At 42.0% G+C, this 17,862-nt stretch carries 13 protein-coding genes and 2 tRNA genes; 1 reads left to right on the forward strand and 14 read right to left on the reverse strand.

What is annotated here, in order from left to right:
- Positions 1 to 335: 335 nt before the first annotated feature.
- The 11 genes from DW005_RS12685 to DW005_RS12735 all read right to left on the reverse strand — a co-directional run bounded on the left by DW005_RS12685 (position 336) and on the right by DW005_RS12735 (position 8,778).
- On the reverse strand, positions 336 to 2,753 hold the full coding sequence (locus tag DW005_RS12685) for a glycoside hydrolase family 43 protein (RefSeq protein ID WP_117479948.1): 2,418 nt from the start codon (positions 2,751 to 2,753) through the stop codon (positions 336 to 338).
- A gap of 107 nt (positions 2,754 to 2,860) precedes the next feature.
- Positions 2,861 to 3,715, reverse strand: a complete 855-nt coding sequence (locus tag DW005_RS12690; protein ID WP_117479949.1) for an AraC family transcriptional regulator — start codon at positions 3,713 to 3,715, stop codon at positions 2,861 to 2,863.
- A gap of 70 nt (positions 3,716 to 3,785) precedes the next feature.
- Positions 3,786 to 3,874: transfer RNA gene (locus tag DW005_RS12695), tRNA-Ser, on the reverse strand.
- Positions 3,875 to 3,918: 44 nt separating this feature from the next.
- A tRNA-Ser gene (locus DW005_RS12700) sits at positions 3,919 to 4,004 on the reverse strand.
- A gap of 234 nt (positions 4,005 to 4,238) precedes the next feature.
- Positions 4,239 to 5,273, reverse strand: coding sequence for a tRNA (adenosine(37)-N6)-threonylcarbamoyltransferase complex transferase subunit TsaD (gene tsaD, locus DW005_RS12705; protein ID WP_117479951.1), 1,035 nt, complete (start codon positions 5,271 to 5,273; stop codon positions 4,239 to 4,241).
- 13 nt (positions 5,274 to 5,286) lie between these two features.
- Positions 5,287 to 5,889, reverse strand: coding sequence for a DUF6715 family protein (locus DW005_RS12710; RefSeq protein ID WP_117479964.1), 603 nt, complete (start codon positions 5,887 to 5,889; stop codon positions 5,287 to 5,289).
- A gap of 21 nt (positions 5,890 to 5,910) precedes the next feature.
- Entirely contained in the window at positions 5,911 to 6,831 is a 921-nt protein-coding gene (locus DW005_RS12715) for a ribonuclease Z (protein ID WP_117479966.1), read from the reverse strand.
- Positions 6,832 to 6,888: 57 nt separating this feature from the next.
- A complete protein-coding gene (locus DW005_RS12720; protein WP_242989475.1) occupies positions 6,889 to 7,104 on the reverse strand; it encodes a hypothetical protein in 216 nt (71 codons plus the stop codon).
- Between the two features lie 50 nt (positions 7,105 to 7,154).
- Positions 7,155 to 7,874, reverse strand: coding sequence for a tRNA (adenosine(37)-N6)-threonylcarbamoyltransferase complex dimerization subunit type 1 TsaB (gene tsaB, locus DW005_RS12725; RefSeq protein WP_347461741.1), 720 nt, complete (start codon positions 7,872 to 7,874; stop codon positions 7,155 to 7,157).
- Positions 7,875 to 7,876: 2 nt separating this feature from the next.
- A complete protein-coding gene (tsaE, locus tag DW005_RS12730; RefSeq protein ID WP_117479970.1) occupies positions 7,877 to 8,305 on the reverse strand; it encodes a tRNA (adenosine(37)-N6)-threonylcarbamoyltransferase complex ATPase subunit type 1 TsaE in 429 nt (142 codons plus the stop codon).
- Positions 8,302 to 8,778: a YcxB family protein gene (locus DW005_RS12735; RefSeq protein ID WP_022376605.1), complete on the reverse strand. Its 477-nt coding sequence runs from the start codon at positions 8,776 to 8,778 to the stop codon at positions 8,302 to 8,304. The genes tsaE and DW005_RS12735 overlap by 4 nt, the downstream gene beginning before the upstream one ends.
- 219 nt (positions 8,779 to 8,997) lie before the next feature.
- On the opposite strand from DW005_RS12735, the gene DW005_RS12740 reads away from it, so the two are divergent.
- On the forward strand, positions 8,998 to 11,151 hold the full coding sequence (locus DW005_RS12740; protein ID WP_117479972.1) for a hypothetical protein: 2,154 nt from the start codon (positions 8,998 to 9,000) through the stop codon (positions 11,149 to 11,151).
- A gap of 2 nt (positions 11,152 to 11,153) precedes the next feature.
- Here DW005_RS12740 and DW005_RS12745 read toward each other — a convergent pair whose 3' ends face one another.
- The 3 genes from DW005_RS12745 to ppdK all read right to left on the reverse strand — a co-directional run bounded on the left by DW005_RS12745 (position 11,154) and on the right by ppdK (position 17,654).
- On the reverse strand, positions 11,154 to 12,287 hold the full coding sequence (locus tag DW005_RS12745) for a hypothetical protein (RefSeq protein ID WP_117479974.1): 1,134 nt from the start codon (positions 12,285 to 12,287) through the stop codon (positions 11,154 to 11,156).
- Between the two features lie 14 nt (positions 12,288 to 12,301).
- Entirely contained in the window at positions 12,302 to 14,443 is a 2,142-nt protein-coding gene (locus DW005_RS12750) for a Tex family protein (protein WP_117479976.1), read from the reverse strand.
- A 574-nt stretch (positions 14,444 to 15,017) separates the two neighbouring features.
- Positions 15,018 to 17,654, reverse strand: coding sequence for a pyruvate, phosphate dikinase (gene ppdK, locus DW005_RS12760; RefSeq protein ID WP_117479980.1), 2,637 nt, complete (start codon positions 17,652 to 17,654; stop codon positions 15,018 to 15,020).
- Positions 17,655 to 17,862: the final 208 nt, after the last annotated feature.

Raw genomic sequence — 17,862 nt, forward strand, 5'->3', positions numbered from 1 at the left:
ATCTGTTTTCGTCTCGAAAGCCTTATCTTTCCGCGTAAAACCGATTGTTTTCTCTGCTTCCGCTTTGTTGTTTCTTTACCGCGTCAGCAAATATTATTTTATCAGATAATCTCTTGCTTGTCAACACTTTTTTTAACTTTTTTTATTTTGCTTTTCAAAGTCTCTGTCGCGTCAACGAGTTATATCTTATCAAACGGTTCGACGTTTGTCAACACTTTTTTTCATATTTTTTTGATTTTTTTCAAAAAACTGATTTTATCGGATTTTTCTGAGAATAAAGCAAAGAATTTCCCACTGCACATTTATGCAGTAGGAAATTCCTTTGCCATACCTTCCTATTTTTCAAATCTCCACGAAGAAATATGATAATCCTTTCCCCGAAACACAAAATAAACATCATGCGCTCCCGTTACGCTCTGCGCAAGATTAGCTCTTATTTCTTCATACACATCTCCACCACCAGTAGGCTTCACGTCCACTTCCGCTACTTTCTTACCATTCTTTGCCACTTCAGGTCCATCCAGCCAAACCTCTATTTTTCCACTTTCCTTTTCCGAGGCAGCCTGAATACGAATACAATTTGCACCTTCCTCTGAAAAATCGACACTTGAAACGCCAAGCCAGTCTCCGGTATGAATCGAATCTACCACCATTTTATTCTGAGATTCAGATTCCTTTGTTCGCAGTCCTCCATTCCATGCCATCGTCGATGCATCACATTCTATATACGGATTCAACTGCACAACCGCAGATAGTCCTCCATATGTTGCTTTCGCCTCAATTGTCAGTTTTCCATTTGAATCTTCCCCTACATTAAGTTTATCCATATGCAATGTCCGGTACCCCTGCTTTGTTCCATATGCCGTTTCTTCCAGCATAGTTGTATGATATATAATATACCACTGCCCTTTAAACTGGATTAATTTATGATGATTATTATAATAGTTTCCAAACACCGATCCCGGATTAGCAAATAACTGTTTTTGATATTCAAATCCACTCATTGGCTTATCACTTGTCATAAAAGCAATACAGCAGCTTCCCGTTGTTTCATCACCGCTTGGAACCTTCCAGTTTGTACAATAAGAATATACATACGTTCCATTTATTTTATTAATTTCATTATCCTCAAACAAATAATACGGGTCTAATTCTTCCGGGTCTGATACCAGACTGCACATATCTTCACCCAGTTTCACTACGCGCGCCGACTTTGGATGCTCACTATCCGTACCCGTTCCGCCGCCAAAATATAAATAACCAGTTCCGTCATCATCAACAAGAACCGCAGGATCAAACAACCACGGTACTTCACTTGAGGAACAATTTGGGGTATCACGAGAAATCAGCCTTTTTCCACTTGGATCTTCCCATGGTCCTAACGGGGATTTTGAACGCAATACGCCAATTCCGTCTCCACCATTTGCAAAATAGAGATAAAACATAGTTCCATTTTTTTCTTCCCGTTTACAAATCGTTGGCGCCCAGGAATGTTTTGCCCATGTAGCCACTTCATTTACCTTAATAGTTCCATGATCTGTCCAGTTTACCAAATCCGCAGATGATATACAGCGCAGTTCACATGTATTGTATGAATTAGAAATTACATTACCTTTTGAATCCGTTTCCATTTTATCTGCTGTACCAAAAACATACAATCTTCCATCATATTCAACCGCCGTCGGGTCAGCCATAAAATTCTGTGTAATCAATGGGTTATTTCCAATCATACCTTTCTGTTCACTAAAACTTTTGGTCAATTGCAAATTATCCGTGTTTGCATCCTGTTCTTCAGATGGTGTGTAAGGGTCATAGCTTTTTTTCTCACCGGCAGAAACTGTATACTTGACATAAATCTTACTAATTTCCAAATCATCAATATTTACACCATAGGATGGTCCTTTAAAAAACAATTGTCCGGCTGCCGTCGTCGCCTCCAAATCATACAACAGCTCAATTTCACCACCAGTAAATCCAACCTCGTCATTGGTGTTAAATATATTGGAGTTCGTCGTCTGGCTATCATCAACAAGCCAGCTTCTGAATCCTTTTGTGCCATGATAAGTTCCTTTAAGCATTACGCTAAGAACTTCTCCTTTATTTATATTTTCCTTCAATGGAAACTGAAAATTCTCAGCATCCTGTATATGAAGTGTTTTCGTCTCTGAATCATAAGAACCAGCCTCACTGGCATTATTCATCCGGCATGTTGAAAGGTCTATCTCTTCATATCCTTCCGGCACATCCGACGCCGGAGTCTGGCTCGGCTGTGCCGTATCACTCGGTTCTGTCTTGGATGTATTATCCTGTGTCGCCGCAGGCGTCACTGTTGGTGTACTTTCTGTCTTCCTCGGATTTTTTGTGGTTTGCGGCACTTTCGTATTTGTAACATTTGTTTTTTTCGCTCCCTGCGCTCTAGCAACTTTCACTTTACATTTCAAGTGGTAATTCTTCTTTTTTGTCTTTACCTTAGCTACAACAACTGCCGTTCCTATTTTCTTTCCCGCAACAGTAACTTTGTTCTTTTTCTTTTTCGTTAATGTAATTATCTTTTTGGTTGTTTTCCACGTTGTCTTTAAAATCCCTTTACCCTTTATACGAATCGTTTTTTTCTGTCCTTTCTTCAGTGAAAGCACTTTTGTCTGCATTTTCGGTGCCGCTTTAGCACTTACCTCGTTCTCCATTCCGAGCGTGGTAAGCATTAATGCCGCTGCCATTCCACATGCAATTACTGATTTTGTTTTTCTTCGCATAAAAAAACCTCCTTTTTGAAATTGTTATTTATGATTTAATCATAACATATAAAAAAGAGAGGTTTCCATTCTACTTTTTTTGCTTCTATTGTAATTTTTGTGCATTCTTAATTTTTTCTTTTACGACGAAAATCTGAAGGCGAAATACTCATTTTCTTCTGAAAGACTTTAACAAAATAACTTTCACTGGAAAAGCCGCATTCTTTCGCAATTTCCTTTATCGTTTCATTACTGCTTGTCAAAAGCTCCATTGCATAATTCAGACGAACTTTGAGAAGATATTTAACCGGTGTCATACCACACTCCTGTTTGAATACTCTCGTCAGATAATTCTGGGACACGTGTAACTCTTCCGCTACTTCCAAAATACCATCAATTCTTTCAAATCGTCCTTCAATTATTTTCATTGCCTCTAATACCATAGGTGAAAACTTGTATCGTTCTGTCAATATCTCATGTGACAACTTGCACAAAAAATCATATGCTCCGGCAAACATCAAATACCGGCTGTCTAACAGAGACAATCTCCGTTTTATAATCAAATCTACCATGCTCGTAATCGCCATGCTGTTCGGCGGCATGTAAAATACTATTCCTGCTTTTTCAAGTATTTGATTGCAATATTTCTTAGTCTGTTTCGTAACAATAAACATAATCCAGCAGTACCGCCATTTTTCTTTTGTTCCAGGCTCCGGATACCGTTTTGTCTTCGACGGTTCAAAGATAAGAGCAGCGTGATTTTTCCCACATACATGTTTAATTCCCTTTTCATCTTCTACAATCCCACTTCCTTGTATTGTATACAAAAATGTGTATGTATAAATAGGTCGTTCATTGTGCTTAGTAACTTTATCCGGATACCACTCTGTCTCTACCCCAAGCGCAGTAAGCCTGAGTGGTCCCTCCAAAGTTTCTTCCTCACTCAAATATTCAAAACCAAAATGAAAATCATGATCAAACATTTACATTCCTCCTCAAAACATCTGAAAAAAAAACAGCCGACACATCTATATATATGCCAACTGTAAAAAACGGAGAAGGAGGGATTTGAACCCTCGCGCCGCTATTAACGACCTACTCCCTTTCCAGGGGAGCCCCTTCAGCCACTTGGGTACTTCTCCAGCTGAATAAAATTAAAATATATAATATGGTAAAATACCATAAACGGAGAAGGTGGGATTCGAACCCACGGCCCCTTTCGGAGTCACCGGTTTTCAAGACCGGCTCCTTAAACCACTCGGACACCTCTCCAAAGACTGCTTGAACAGTATATCATCCCCATCCCCACCTTGTCAAGCATAAATTTCCGAAAGCCACAAGCCATGCAAAAAGTAAAGAATAAATTTTGTCGGGAGCTTGCTCACGTAAAAAAATTTGTTCTTTTGCTTTTTTATAGGGCGACAGCCCATGACTGAGCAGGCTTTGCCTGCGAGGTCGCATGGCTTGTGGCTATACAGCACATGACTTGTAACTGAGTGAGCTAGCTTACTCCCCCAGTTTCAGTCCAGGCACCGCATTTAAATCAAGCCCATGGCGCACTCCCTTCACAAAATCATAATACCCGGCAGCACCAATCATCGCCGCATTATCCGTACACAAAATCGGCGTCGGCATATAAAAAAAATACCCTCGTTTTTTGCAAGCCTCTTTCATACCTTCCCGCAGCCCCGAATTGCAAGCAACACCACCCGCAATTGCTACTTTCTTAATGCCATAGTCTTTTGCCGCAAGCATGGTATGATTCACAAGTACATCTACAACCGCCTGCTGGAACGACGCCGCAATATCTGCCTCTGAGTAAGAAAGACCTTTCATTTTACAACCATTAATATAATTTAATACCGAAGATTTTACACCACTGAAACTAAAGTCATATGGCGCCCCATCAATCGAAGCACGCGGAAATTCAATTGCCTGCGGATTTCCTTCTTTTGATAATCGGTCAATTTTAGGACCGCCCGGATATCCAAGACCAATTGCACGTGCCACTTTATCAAATGCTTCACCCGCGGCATCATCTCTTGTTCTTCCTAAAATCTCATACTCTCCATAATCGCGCACAATCACCAAATGACTGTGTCCACCGGAAGCCACCAGACATAAAAAAGGTGGCTCCAATTCCGGATTCGCTATGTAATTTGCCGATATGTGTCCTTCAATATGATGCACGCCGACAAGAGGCTTATCTGCTGCATAACTAATTGCTTTTGCAGCACCAACGCCCACCAATAAAGCTCCAACCAAGCCGGGGCCATAAGTGACACAGACTGCGTCCATGTCATCCAATGTCTTTCCGGCTTCTGTAAGAGCCTCATCAATAACCTGATTAATTTTTTCGATATGCTTGCGCGAAGCAATTTCCGGCACAACGCCACCGTACAGTTTGTGAATATCAATCTGCGATGCAATAATATTAGAAAGAACTTTCCTTCCATTTACAACAACTGCCGCTGCTGTTTCATCACAGGAACTCTCAATCGCAAGCACTGTAATATCTTTTTGTTCCAAAACAATCCTCATTTCTGCCACAGGGCTACTGATTTTGTTTTTTCGATTTCAGCGGATTAAACTCACGGATTCGCCATTTGCCATCTTCTTTTACAAGAATTGCATACCAGTTCACCGTATTATAATCATTGTCTGTACGAACAAAATAGGAAAACTTCAAATAAACCATTTCTGTTCCATCAATCGTTTTATACTGAAACTTATTTTCATCTTCTATGCTGTAATTAATAATCTTGCGTTTTTTCGGAGGATATTTTTTCTTCTCTGCCGAAATCTCACTTTCCATCTTATCCTGTGAATTTTTTTTCTGAAGACTTTCACAGTAAAGCACACGGAGTTTTCCAACAAGCGTTGAAAAGTCATCGTCAGATAATTTTTTATTATAAATACACTGGTTGATTCTTCCAAACAGTTTAATAACCTCTTTCGGAGTTTCCGGATATCCGGCATCCATATCTTTTGCAACCAGTTTTTCCGTCTCCGTCGTCGGTGTATGCACGGTATCCTGCAACTGCAGTTTCTTCATATACTGGTAATATACTGCCAGCACGCCAAGAACAACAAGCACAACAAGAATCAAAAAGGTAATTAAACCACGTTTTTTCTTCTTTTTTTCTTTCCGGTTCATGCACACCCTCCTCTCATATCACTACTCATTTTCTTTCTTTTCAAACGTCAAATAAACCGACTTTCTGTCCTTTCCCGGTTTTGCAGCTGGAAAAATCTTACGAACCGGCTCCATAAAATCATCCGGCCGGATTAATGATGGACTATAATGTGTGAGCCACAATTCAGAAACCTCCGCTTCTTTTGCCAACTGTGCCGCCTCCGTAAACATCATATGTCGGTTTTCTTTCGCCTTTGATACCATCTCCGGCTCACCATACATCCCTTCACAGATAAACAAATCTGCCTTTTTCGCGTGTTCGACAATTGTAGGAACCGGTCTTGTATCCGTACAATACGTAACCTTCAATCCCTTCCTTGCCGGACCAAGTACCATATCCGGTGTATAGGTTTTTCCTTCCCAATCTACCGTTTTCCCCTTTTGCAGGGAACTCCAAACTTTCATCGGTACATCATTTGCTTTCGCTTTCTCCGAATCAAATCGTCCTGCACGCTGTATAATCTGGCTGTAACCATAACACGGAACCGTATGTTTAACACGAAACGCTTCCAAAATATAGCCACATATTTCAAACCGATGGAACGATTCCGTCAACTCGATATACTCAATTTCAAATGGAAGTCCGGGCGCCACAACAAGCAGTGACTCCACCACTTTTTTCATCCCTTTTGGTCCGATTATCGTCAAACGCTCGGTCCGCTCCGCATTTCCCATCGAAAGCAAAAGTCCCGGAAGACCGCTTACATGGTCACCGTGAACGTGCGTAAGGCAAATCGTGTCAATGGCATGCATACTAAAACCCTTTTCCCGAATACTCACTTGGGTTCCCTCACCGCAATCAATCAAAAGACTGCTGCCATTAAACCTTGTCATAAGCGCCGTCAGCGCTCTTCTTGGCAGCGGCATCATGCCACTGGTACCTAAAAGGCATACATCCAGCATGGTAAAATCCTCCATTTCTCCCATTCTTCCCTATTTTATCATACTTGCCCTATATTTTCAAATTAAATCTTCATGGAGCACTTCAATCTTCTCCGTTTTTTTCACAGGTATTACAAACTGATCAATCATTTTCTCGTAACATGACTCACAAATAGCAAATTCGTGAACTTCCAAATCCCGTTTTGAAAAATATCCCCACTCTTTTCTCACCCAAAGCGCCTCTTTTTCAATCTGTCGGCCACATGCATTACACTGGCAAATCCTCTTTAGCAAAGCAGTTGCCCCCTTTCCACATGATAGCAACATTATAACAGAGGGGCTTCTCAGCTTCTAGTTGTAATATTTTCCTTTTCCATGCGTTCTCTCTCCGCCTGCGATAACCGAAGATACATTGGAGCAAACTCCGCTGCCTTCATCTGTCTGCCCTGCTCATAATATTTCTTTCCAAGCGCTGTGACAGAAGACGCTCTCTGATACCGCACACTGTCTGCGCAAAAACGACACAAAAGTCCCTCGCACTGTTTGATTTTCTCCTGAAATACCGGAACGCCATCCCCCAAAAAGATGACTTCCCGTTTCGTTTCTTTTGCTTTCTGTAAAACCACTTCAATCGGTGCCGCATCCGGTTTCTCAATTTCTACCGGCACTTCTTTCGACACATCATAGATGCCATAATACGCCTGCTGCCTTCTTGCATCCATAATTGGGCAGACCAGCGCCTCCGCACCCGCAAGATTGTAAGCAAGCCCTTCCAATGTCGGCACTGCTATAAGAGGAATCGAAAGTGCTCCTCCTAATCCTTTTGCAGTTGCTGCTCCGATACGAAGCCCGGTAAAAGAACCAGGTCCGCTTGCAATCGCAATCGCATCCAGTTCTTTTACAGAGACATCCGCCATCTCTAACATATCGTGAATCATCGGAAGCAATGTCTGGGAATGTGTTTTCTTATTATGAATGGTATACTCTCCAACCAATTTATCATCCGACTGTAATGCCACACTTGCCACCAGTCCGGAACTGTCTATTCCTAATATATTCATCATTTTCACCTCATCTCGTCTAATGTTATCTCTCGAAAATCAAATCCTTTTTTCAAATCTTTTGCAATCGTTACCTGATGGCAGTCATCCGGCAGAATATCTCTTATCTGCGACGCCCACTCAATCAGGCACACACCGTCCCCGTAAAAATAACCTTCACAGTCTAATTCATACATTTCTTCCACATCCGCAATTCGGTACACATCAAAATGATATAACGGAAGCCGGCCTTCATGATACTCCTGAACAATGGTAAAGGTCGGGCTTGTAACCGGCTCCGTGATTCCCAGTCCATGGGCAAATCCTTTGGCAAATACAGTCTTGCCAACACCTAAATCTCCCTCCAGTAAATAAATATCACCGGGAGATGCCTGTCTCGCAATTTCTTCCGCCACCGCAAAAGTTTCTTTCTCACTATTGCTCTGCCAAATCATTTCTTCGTCTTCTCCTTTACAAATGCCACCAGTTCATCAAATTTTTCCTCACAGGAATTCCTGGTAATAATTGTCGCATATATTGCTGACGTAAATAAATACATTTCATTTTTCCGATACACCACCTTGCGCAAATCACTCCACTTGCAGGAGGACGAAGCCTCACCCTGTGTCACGGAAATTCCTTCCTCATCAATATGGCAGAACAGAGGAATCTGCATTTCTTCCTGTGCCATCTGGCGTCTTCCTTTTTTCGCAAGAGTAAGCGGCTGAACAATCAAAAACAAAACCGCAATCACAATCCAGACCACACGCTGGTTTGCATTCCACATATTCCATTTTATAAATACTGCTGCCAATGAAGCAATTCCTAGAAGTATACCAAATAACCCGGTTGCTTTCGTATAATTATAATGAAGTAGAAAACGACTCATCGTTTTCCCATCCAGTTTTAATTCAAAATCCATCGACATCTTTCGTTCTCCTTTCCGAATGGCATCGTAATTTCAGTATAACAAATGCCCTCTGCATTGACAAGCCTTAGGTTTTTTAATACACTATTATATAATAAAACAACTATTCAGGACTTCATGTAAAAAATTCAATGGAGCGTCGTGCCTGCACGTAAGAAACATTGATTTTGCTACATGAGGTCCGAATAGTTGAAAACAACCCACAGGGAGGAACATCATATGTTTGGTTCATTCATTGGAAACGTCGCCGGCATTTCCTACTTTCTTGCATTTCAGATTTTAGGAATTCTTTTGGCGCTGTATTTATTCCAGAAAGAAAAAACGGGAACAACGCTTTTATTCGGCAGCGTATTCGGCAGTTTTGCCCTTCACTGGCTGCCTACCATTTACGCCTTTTTCTTTCAATTTTCCGTAAAAGCACATTTATTTGCTTTTATTAGTTTTGTCGCGATTGTCTGGGCTGTGTTAGCTTTTGGCAAAGAACACACGCTATTTAAAGGACGATTTAAAAAGCCGGATATTGTTGCACTTTTCCGCGAAAATCCTGCTTTATTTCTCTTGCTTCCTTTATTTATTTATACCTGCTATGTACTTTTGCATGCTACCATTCCATACATCAATGGAAGTCTGCACAGCGGGCAGAGTACATACGGCGATATGAATATGCACTTAGGTTTTATTACAAGTATTGCCAAGCAAAAAACTTTCCCGCCGGAATACTCCATTCTACCGGGCACAAAACTCGCCTACCCATTTTTATCCGACAGTATTTCCTCAAGTGTTTACATCTGGGGAACTTCTTTGCGGACAGCCTATCTTCTGCCGATGTTTTTTGCCTTGATTCAGGTCTTTTCCGGCGTCTATCTTTTGGCAAAAAAAATCATGCAGTACTTTGGTGGCAGCATCCGCGGAAAAAGTTTTCTTGCTATTGCTCTTTTCTTTTTCAATGGCGGTTTAGGCTTTTACTACTTCATGAATAAGGGGCTGTTTAGCGAAAACTTTACCCGTATTTTCACTGCCTTTTACGAGACACCAACGAACTATGTACAGGCAAATATTCAATGGCACAATATCATCTGCGATATGTTGATTCCACAGCGTGCTACCTTATTCGGATGGGCAATGCTGTTTCCGATTCTCATCCTGCTCTACCGCGCAGCAGAAGAAAAAAGCACCTTATACTTTGCAGCTGCCGGTGTGCTCGCCGGAGGACTTCCATTGATTCATACACACTCGTTCCTTGCTCTTGGCGTTATGTGTGCCGGCTTTGTCATTCTTACCATGCGCAAAAATGCAAAGGAAGCAAAAGAATTCACCATCCCGGTCTGGGGACGTTTTCTTTTAACTGCTGCATCCTTATTTGCACTTACTTATATCAGTCTGCGTCAGAAATCCGATACACCGATTGAGGCAAATACTCTGCTTATTATCGGCGTCTTGATTGCAGCAGTTTTAGTTCTTGGTATGCTTGCCTCTTTGATTACTTCATGGGAAAAGCAAACCGCAATCCACTGGGGCATGTTTCTGGGAATCGTATTGGTAATTGCTCTTCCGATTTTATTTACCTTTACTTTCAAACAAGCTTCCGGCGATAATTTCGTCCGTGGATTTTTCAACTGGAACAACTCAAATGTAGAAACAATGGATAATTACATCGTCTTCTACCTAAAGAATCTCGGAGTTATGTTTATTCTCCCGGTTCTTTCACTCATTTTTGGCACAAAAAAACAGCGCCGGATTATGATGCCGGCTCTGTTCCTTTGGTTGATTTCAGAGTTTGTTTTGTTCCAGCCAAACCCTTATGACAACAATAAATTAATGTTAGTATCCTATTTCTTCTTCTGTGTGGCAAGTGCTGATTTTGTATGGGACACTGCCGTGAATTTCTGTGAATTTACCAAAAAGAGAATTCACATCCTGCGTCCGGTTCTGGTAACCATCGTTGCCATCTTAGGCACACTTGCCGCTGCCTTAACAATGGGAAGGGAAGCCGTTGCCGACTATGAGCTTTACAGTGCCGACTATGTTTCCCTCTGCAAATGGGTAGAAAAAAATACGGAACCATCGGATATCTTTTTAACCGCAAACAATCACAACAATGCAATTGCCTCACTGACCGGTCGAAACATTGTATGCGGCTCCGGAAGCTTTTTATACTTCCACGGTCTTGACTATGCCGCACAGGAAGCCGATGTAAAAACGATGTACGAAAATCCGGAAGCCCGCGACAGTCTGCTTGAAAAATACAACGTTACATATATCGTAATTGGTCCTTGGGAAAATGGAAGCTATTCCATCCCTGATATTAATGCATTTGCCGAAAACTACGACTGCGTCTACAACAAAAACGGAATTTTAGTATTTGAAGTGTAACATCACTTATTCGCAGGAACATACTTGATAACACCTGAATCGTAAGTTGTTTCACTTTCGATCTGACTTTCGTTTGTTCTGCGTACTAACAAATACAATTCCTGATTAGCACCAACCAAAACATCATAAATTACATCATCTGCCAAACTGTCAAAATTGCCATCTGCGCTGAGACGGGTGGCAGATGTTTTTTGTCCAAAATCACTAAACCGATAAAGTCCTGACAAATTAAAAGCATACATCTGCCAGTTCGTTGTATCGCTGTCAAAATACCACTCATATTTTTTATTATCTTCCGAGATATCGTCTCCAAATTCGGAAGTACGCGATAAAGTCTGTGAATCCAATACGCCAAATTTTTTCTTTGACATGGAATAATACACAATCTCATTTTCTCCATATCCTACTCTTTTCGAAAATGCGCCATCCGAAACAGATTCACAGAGATTTGTTCTCGTTCCGCTCACAGAGTCAAACCACATGGCACTTGACGAATTAAACACAAGCATCGGTGTTCCGTCTTCTGTTACATGAAATTCTGTTACATCGTATTCCTTTGCATAATCTGTTTCACTGCCATTTTCTTCTACCTTAGTCTGCAATTTTGTCTTTTGCACCGCATTTGAATTTTCATCAATGGCAAGGAGATAGTATTCACTCGCACCACTTTGTTTTTCAAAAGGATTTGCATTTTCATCATACAATTTAACCTGCATAAGGGCATAGAGATTTCCATCATCTCCCCGTGAAATATAGGGAAGGTCCACAGAATCCACAGAGCCCTCCATTGTTTTTTTCACCAGTTTCGTAAGCGCCTTACGACCATATTGTTTCGTCTGCCAGTCGCCCGCCGAATTTAACGTATACTCATAAATCGAGCAGCCCGTATCGTCCTCGTCATCCGATCCTACCACATACTGATAAAGCGCCGGCTCTCCCTCTGCATTCGTCTGTAAATCAGTAACCTGAATTTCATCTTCATCCAATAACTCATCCGGTACACTGTAAAAATCCTGTTCAACATACTTATTTCCCTGTGATGGTTTTTCCGTCGGCTCACTCGTTTTGGAACCGCCGCTGCCACACCCAGTCACAAGCATAGCCCCTACACACAGCATCACTAACAGTCGTTTCATCTCATCCTTCTCCTTTACAATATCATTGACAGCTGAATCCGCTTCTTCTGCATATCCACCTGTAATACTTTAACATCTACTACATCTCCAACAGAAACAACATCCAGCGGATGTTTAACAAATTTTTTATCCGTCAGTTTAGAAATGTGAACAAGTCCGTCCTGATGCACACCAATGTCTACAAAGGCTCCAAAGTCAATAACATTACGCACGGTTCCTTTCAAAATCATGCCCTCTTTTAAATCTTTCATTTCTAATACGTCACTGCGCAAAATCGGTTTTGGCATCTCATCACGCGGGTCGCGTCCCGGTTTTTCCAATTCGCGGATAATATCTTTCAACGTAATCTCGCCAATGCCAACCTGCTCTGCCAGTTTTTTTGTATCTTTTGCCATCAATGACAAACCGGTAAGCCCGCCGGCTATATCCTCTAACTGGTATCCAAGCATTTCCAGTAACTTTGTTGCTGCCTCATAAGATTCCGGGTGCACACTCGTTGCATCCAGTGGGTTTTTGCCACCGGTAATGCGCAAAAATCCCGTACACTGTTCATAAGCTTTTGGTCCTAATTTAGCCACTTTCAAAAGTTCTCTACGACTCTTAAAACGACCATTTTCCTCACGGTATGTTACAATGTTTTTGGCAATTGCTTTTGACACACCAGACACATATTCAAGTAACGACGCCGATGCTGTGTTCAAATCAACTCCAACATTATTTACGCAGTCCTCTACAACATTTTCCAGTGCCTCACTCAGTTTTTTCTGGTTCATATCGTGCTGGTACTGCCCAACTCCGATACTCTTCGGGTCAATTTTCACAAGCTCAGCCAACGGGTCCTGCAGTCGTCTTGCAATCGAAACAGCACTTCTCTGTCCCACGTCAAAATTTGGAAATTCCTCTGTCGCCAGCTTGCTCGCTGAATAAACCGATGCTCCTGCTTCATTGGTAATAATGTATTGAACCGGACGATTCAATTCCTTTAACATATCTACAATAACAAGTTCGGATTCTCTTGACGCCGTTCCATTCCCAACCGAAATCAGGCTGATGTTATACTTTTCAATCATTGCCTTAACAATGCGTTTGGTCTCTGCAACTTTATTCTGCGGCTCCGTTGGAAATACCACAACGGTGTCAAGCACTTTTCCCGTCTCATCCACAACCGCCAACTTACAGCCGGTACGAAATGCCGGATCCCAGCCAAGTACCACTTTCCCGGCAATTGGTGGCTGCATCAAAAGCTGCTCCAAGTTTTTGCCAAACACGCGAATCGCCCCATCTTCTGCCGTCTCCGTTAATTCATTTCGGATTTCTCTTTCAATTGCCGGCGCAATCAAGCGCTTATAACTGTCCGCAATCATCTCTTCCAGATACGGTGTTGTATATTCATTTTCCTTCACAATTACTTTTTTTCGCAAATACCGCAGAATATCATCTTCAGGCGCCTCAATTTTTACCGTCAGAATTTTTTCTTTCTCACCGCGGTTAATTGCAAGGGTCTGATATCCGGACACCTTGGAAAGCACCGTAGAAAAGTCGTAATAATTTTCATATACACTTTTCTCCTCTGCATTTTTCGCCGCAGAAACCAATGAACCCTTTTGCATTGTTGTCTTACGAATCGCAGTTCTGTAATCGGCTTCGTCTGCAATTGCCTCCGCCAAAATATCCAGTGCTCCGGAAATTGCCTGCTCCACTGTCGCAACCTCTTTTTCCTCATCCAGATACTGCTTTGCTTCTTCTTCCACAGAATGGTCTAACATCTGCAAAAGAATCTGATTTGCCAGTCCTTCCAATCCTTTTTCTTTTGCAATCGTAGCACGTGTGCGTCGTTTCGGACGATATGGACGGTACAAATCTTCCAAAAGCACCTGTGTCTGTGCCGCCAGAATCTGCTGCTTGAGTTCTTCGGTTAATTTCCCCTGCTCCTCAATGCTGGCAAGCACGGTCTCTTTTCTTTCTTCCAAATTACGCAAGTACGTTAATCTCTCATCCAGATTACGTAGCTGCTCATCATTTAACGAACCATGTTTTTCTTTCCGATAGCGGGCAATAAACGGAATTGTACAGCCTTCGTCAATCAATTCCATTACTGCTTCAACCTGCCATACTTTAATTTTCAGTTCTTCTGCTATTTGTCTTGCAATATTCATTTCTCTGCTCCTAATATAATCCTTTTTTACTTGGGTTAAAACCTAACGACATTCTAACATTTTCGGGAAAGAATTTCAATTAGAGGTTTTGGCAGGGATGTGCGAAGTGTTCGTTGGCACTTTTTTCAGGTTCCGTAATTCACGAAGAAAAGTTTGCCTCTCGTGTGTCGCTTTCGCTGACAAACGCGCAAAGGTATCGATATGCAAAACACGCATATCTGATACCTGCGTGTTTGTACGCACTCGCTTCAAATCTTTTCTTCGTGAATTACTGGAATACTGAAAGAACTAGCTGCGAACATTTGGCGCAAACCAATATCCTCTTCCCCCTTTATTTTTGCCACTGATAATTGTGCACTAACTTTTGGTAGATTTTTGTTTAACTCGTTCAGAACAACTCTTTTTGCTTTATATAAAGGGTATGGTTGCATTTTGGCGCTTCGTCAACTAATTCAATAGCTCTTTCCATTTGAGATGGTCAAGAAAACAAAAGCAAAGCCCCCGCAGACAAGCAATGCTTATCGACGAGGGCTTTGTTTTATTTATTAGGCACTACGCGCCTAGCTTGCATTCACTATTTCTGGGCGATAGCTGCCTGTGCTGCTGCCAAACGTGCAATCGGCACACGGAATGGAGAGCAGGATACATAGTCAAGACCAATCTTGTTGCAGAACTCAACAGAAGATGGGTCACCACCGTGCTCACCACAAATACCGCAGTGAAGTTTTTCGTTTACAGGTTTCCCAAGTTTCAGAGCTGTTTCCATCAACTTGCCAACACCTTCCTGGTCAAGTTTAGCAAATGGATCGTTCTCGAAGATTTTAGCATCATAGTATGCATCCAAGAACTTACCAGCATCATCACGGGAGAAACCGAATGTCATCTGAGTCAAATCGTTTGTTCCGAAACAGAAGAAGTCAGCCTCTTTAGCGATTTCGTCAGCAGTCAATGCTGCACGAGGAATCTCGATCATAGTACCAACCTCATACTCAAGGTTTACACCTGCTGCTGCGATTTCAGCATCTGCTGTCTCAACAACGAAATTCTTAACATATTTCAACTCTTTTACTTCGCCAACCAATGGAATCATGATTTCAGGTTTAACATTCCAGTCCGGATGCTCTTTCTGAACTTCGATTGCAGCGCGGATAACTGCCTTTGTCTGCATCTTAGCGATTTCCGGATAAGTTACAGCAAGACGACATCCACGATGTCCCATCATTGGGTTGAACTCATGCAGGGAAGAGATGATTGCTTTGATATCCTCAACGGATTTACCCTGTGCATCAGCCAATTTCTTAATATCAGCTTCCTCTGTAGGAACGAACTCATGAAGAGGTGGATCCAAGAAACGGATGGTAACCGGATTTCCTTCCAAAGCTTCATACAATGCTTTGAAGTCTCCCTGCTGATATGGAAGAATCTTATCAAGAGCAGCCTCACGCTCTTCTACTGTATCGGAGCAGATCATCTCACGGAAAGCAGCAATTCTGTCTTCCTCGAAGAACATATGCTCTGTACGGCAAAGTCCGATACCTTCTGCACCAAGCTCACGTGCTTTCTTAGCATCTGCCGGTGTATCTGCATTTGTACGAACTTTCATCGTACGGAACTTGTCAGCCCATTCCATAACACGGCCGAACTCACCTGCGATTGTAGCATCAACAGTTTTGATAACGCCATCGTAGATGTTACCGGTAGAACCATCAATTGAGATATAATCTCCTTCATGGTACTCTTTGCCGGCCAATGTGAATTTCTTGTTTTCCTCATCCATGTTGATATCACCACAACCGGATACACAGCATGTACCCATACCACGTGCAACTACGGCAGCGTGGCTTGTCATACCACCACGAACAGTCAAGATACCCTGAGATGCTTTCATACCAGTGATATCTTCCGGAGAAGTCTCAAGACGTACAAGTACGACTTTCTCGCCTCTCTCATTCCACTCTACAGCATCCTCTGCTGTAAATACGATTTTACCACAAGCAGCTCCCGGAGAAGCACCAAGTGCTTTACCAATTGGAGTAGCAGCTTTCAATTCTGCTGCATCAAACTGTGGGTGAAGAAGTGTATCCAAGTTACGAGGATCGATCATTGCTACTGCTTCTTCTTCTGTCTTATGTCCTTCATCAACGAGGTCACAAGCAATCTTCAAAGCAGCCGGAGCGGTTCTCTTACCGTTACGGCACTGAAGCATGTAAAGTTTTTTGTTCTCTACAGTAAACTCCATATCCTGCATATCATGGTAGTGATTCTCAAGGATATCACATACTTTGATAAATTCAGCATATGCTTCTGGGAATTCCTGCTCCATCTGAGCGATTGGCATTGGTGTACGAACACCGGCAACTACGTCCTCGCCCTGTGCGTTCTTAAGGAACTCACCCATCAATTTATTCTCGCCTGTAGCAGGGTCACGAGTGAAGGCAACACCTGTACCGGACTCATCATTCAAGTTACCGAATACCATAGGCATTACGTTAACTGCTGTTCCCCATGAATAAGGGATATCGTTGTCACGACGGTATACGTTTGCACGAGGGTTGTCCCAAGAACGGAATACAGCCTCGATAGCAAGTTTCAACTGCTCAACCGGATCTGATGGGAAATCTTCACCAAGCTGTTTTTTGTACTCAGCTTTGAACTGCTCAGCCAAAGTCTTAAGATCAGCTGCTGTCAAATCTACGTCATACTCAACGCCTTTTTCAGCTTTCATTTTATCAATGAGCTGCTCGAAATATTTCTTACCAACTTCCATAACGACATCGGAGAACATCTGGATGAAACGTCTGTAAGAATCGTATACGAAACGCTCGAATTTAGGATCCGGGTTTCCTTCGATCATTGCAGCTACTACTTCGTCATTCAAACCAAGGTTAAGGATAGTATCCATCATACCAGGCATGGATGCACGAGCACCGGAACGTACGGAAACGAGAAGTGGATTTTTGAGGTCACCGAACTTTTTACCGTTCACTTCCTCCATCCATTTAACACCTTCCATTGTCTGAGCCATAATCTCATCATTGATTTTACGGCCATCTTCATAATACTGCGTACATGCTTCTGTACTGATAGTGAAACCCTGTGGTACCGGAAGACCGATTTCAGTCATCTCCGCAAGGTTAGCACCTTTACCACCAAGCAGATTACGCATGGTCATGTTACCTTCTTTGAAGGTATAAACCCATTTGTTTGCCATGATACTTATTTCCTCCTAAATAATATAATAATGTATTTTGACACAGAAACATTTGCATAGAAATAACGCAACAGTTCTGCGGTCGCTGATTCCATTGTAACATAAAGAACGCCGAGAGAAAAGCACTTTTTTCGTCTTATCCGATTTTTTGGTAATTCTTGAGTTTCCGCAAAGCACATTAAAAAAAGTGGATGACTTTAATTAAAAC

The organism is Clostridium sp. AF36-4 (assembly GCF_003435975.1).
Classification (GTDB): Bacteria; Bacillota; Clostridia; order Lachnospirales; family Lachnospiraceae; genus Eubacterium_F.

Coding starts and splice junctions, on each gene's coding strand:
- DW005_RS12685 (WP_117479948.1), bottom strand. CDS start 2,753: ATGCGAAGAAAAACAAAATCAGTAATTGCATGTGGAATGGCAGCGGCA.
- DW005_RS12690 (WP_117479949.1), bottom strand. CDS start 3,715: ATGTTTGATCATGATTTTCATTTTGGTTTTGAATATTTGAGTGAGGAA.
- tsaD (WP_117479951.1), bottom strand. CDS start 5,273: ATGAGGATTGTTTTGGAACAAAAAGATATTACAGTGCTTGCGATTGAG.
- DW005_RS12710 (WP_117479964.1), bottom strand. CDS start 5,889: ATGAACCGGAAAGAAAAAAAGAAGAAAAAACGTGGTTTAATTACCTTT.
- DW005_RS12715 (WP_117479966.1), bottom strand. CDS start 6,831: ATGCTGGATGTATGCCTTTTAGGTACCAGTGGCATGATGCCGCTGCCA.
- tsaB (WP_347461741.1), bottom strand. CDS start 7,874: ATGATGAATATATTAGGAATAGACAGTTCCGGACTGGTGGCAAGTGTG.
- tsaE (WP_117479970.1), bottom strand. CDS start 8,305: ATGATTTGGCAGAGCAATAGTGAGAAAGAAACTTTTGCGGTGGCGGAA.
- DW005_RS12735 (WP_022376605.1), bottom strand. CDS start 8,778: ATGTCGATGGATTTTGAATTAAAACTGGATGGGAAAACGATGAGTCGT.
- DW005_RS12740 (WP_117479972.1), top strand. CDS start 8,998: ATGTTTGGTTCATTCATTGGAAACGTCGCCGGCATTTCCTACTTTCTT.
- DW005_RS12745 (WP_117479974.1), bottom strand. CDS start 12,287: ATGAAACGACTGTTAGTGATGCTGTGTGTAGGGGCTATGCTTGTGACT.
- DW005_RS12750 (WP_117479976.1), bottom strand. CDS start 14,443: ATGAATATTGCAAGACAAATAGCAGAAGAACTGAAAATTAAAGTATGG.
- ppdK (WP_117479980.1), bottom strand. CDS start 17,654: ATGGCAAACAAATGGGTTTATACCTTCAAAGAAGGTAACATGACCATG.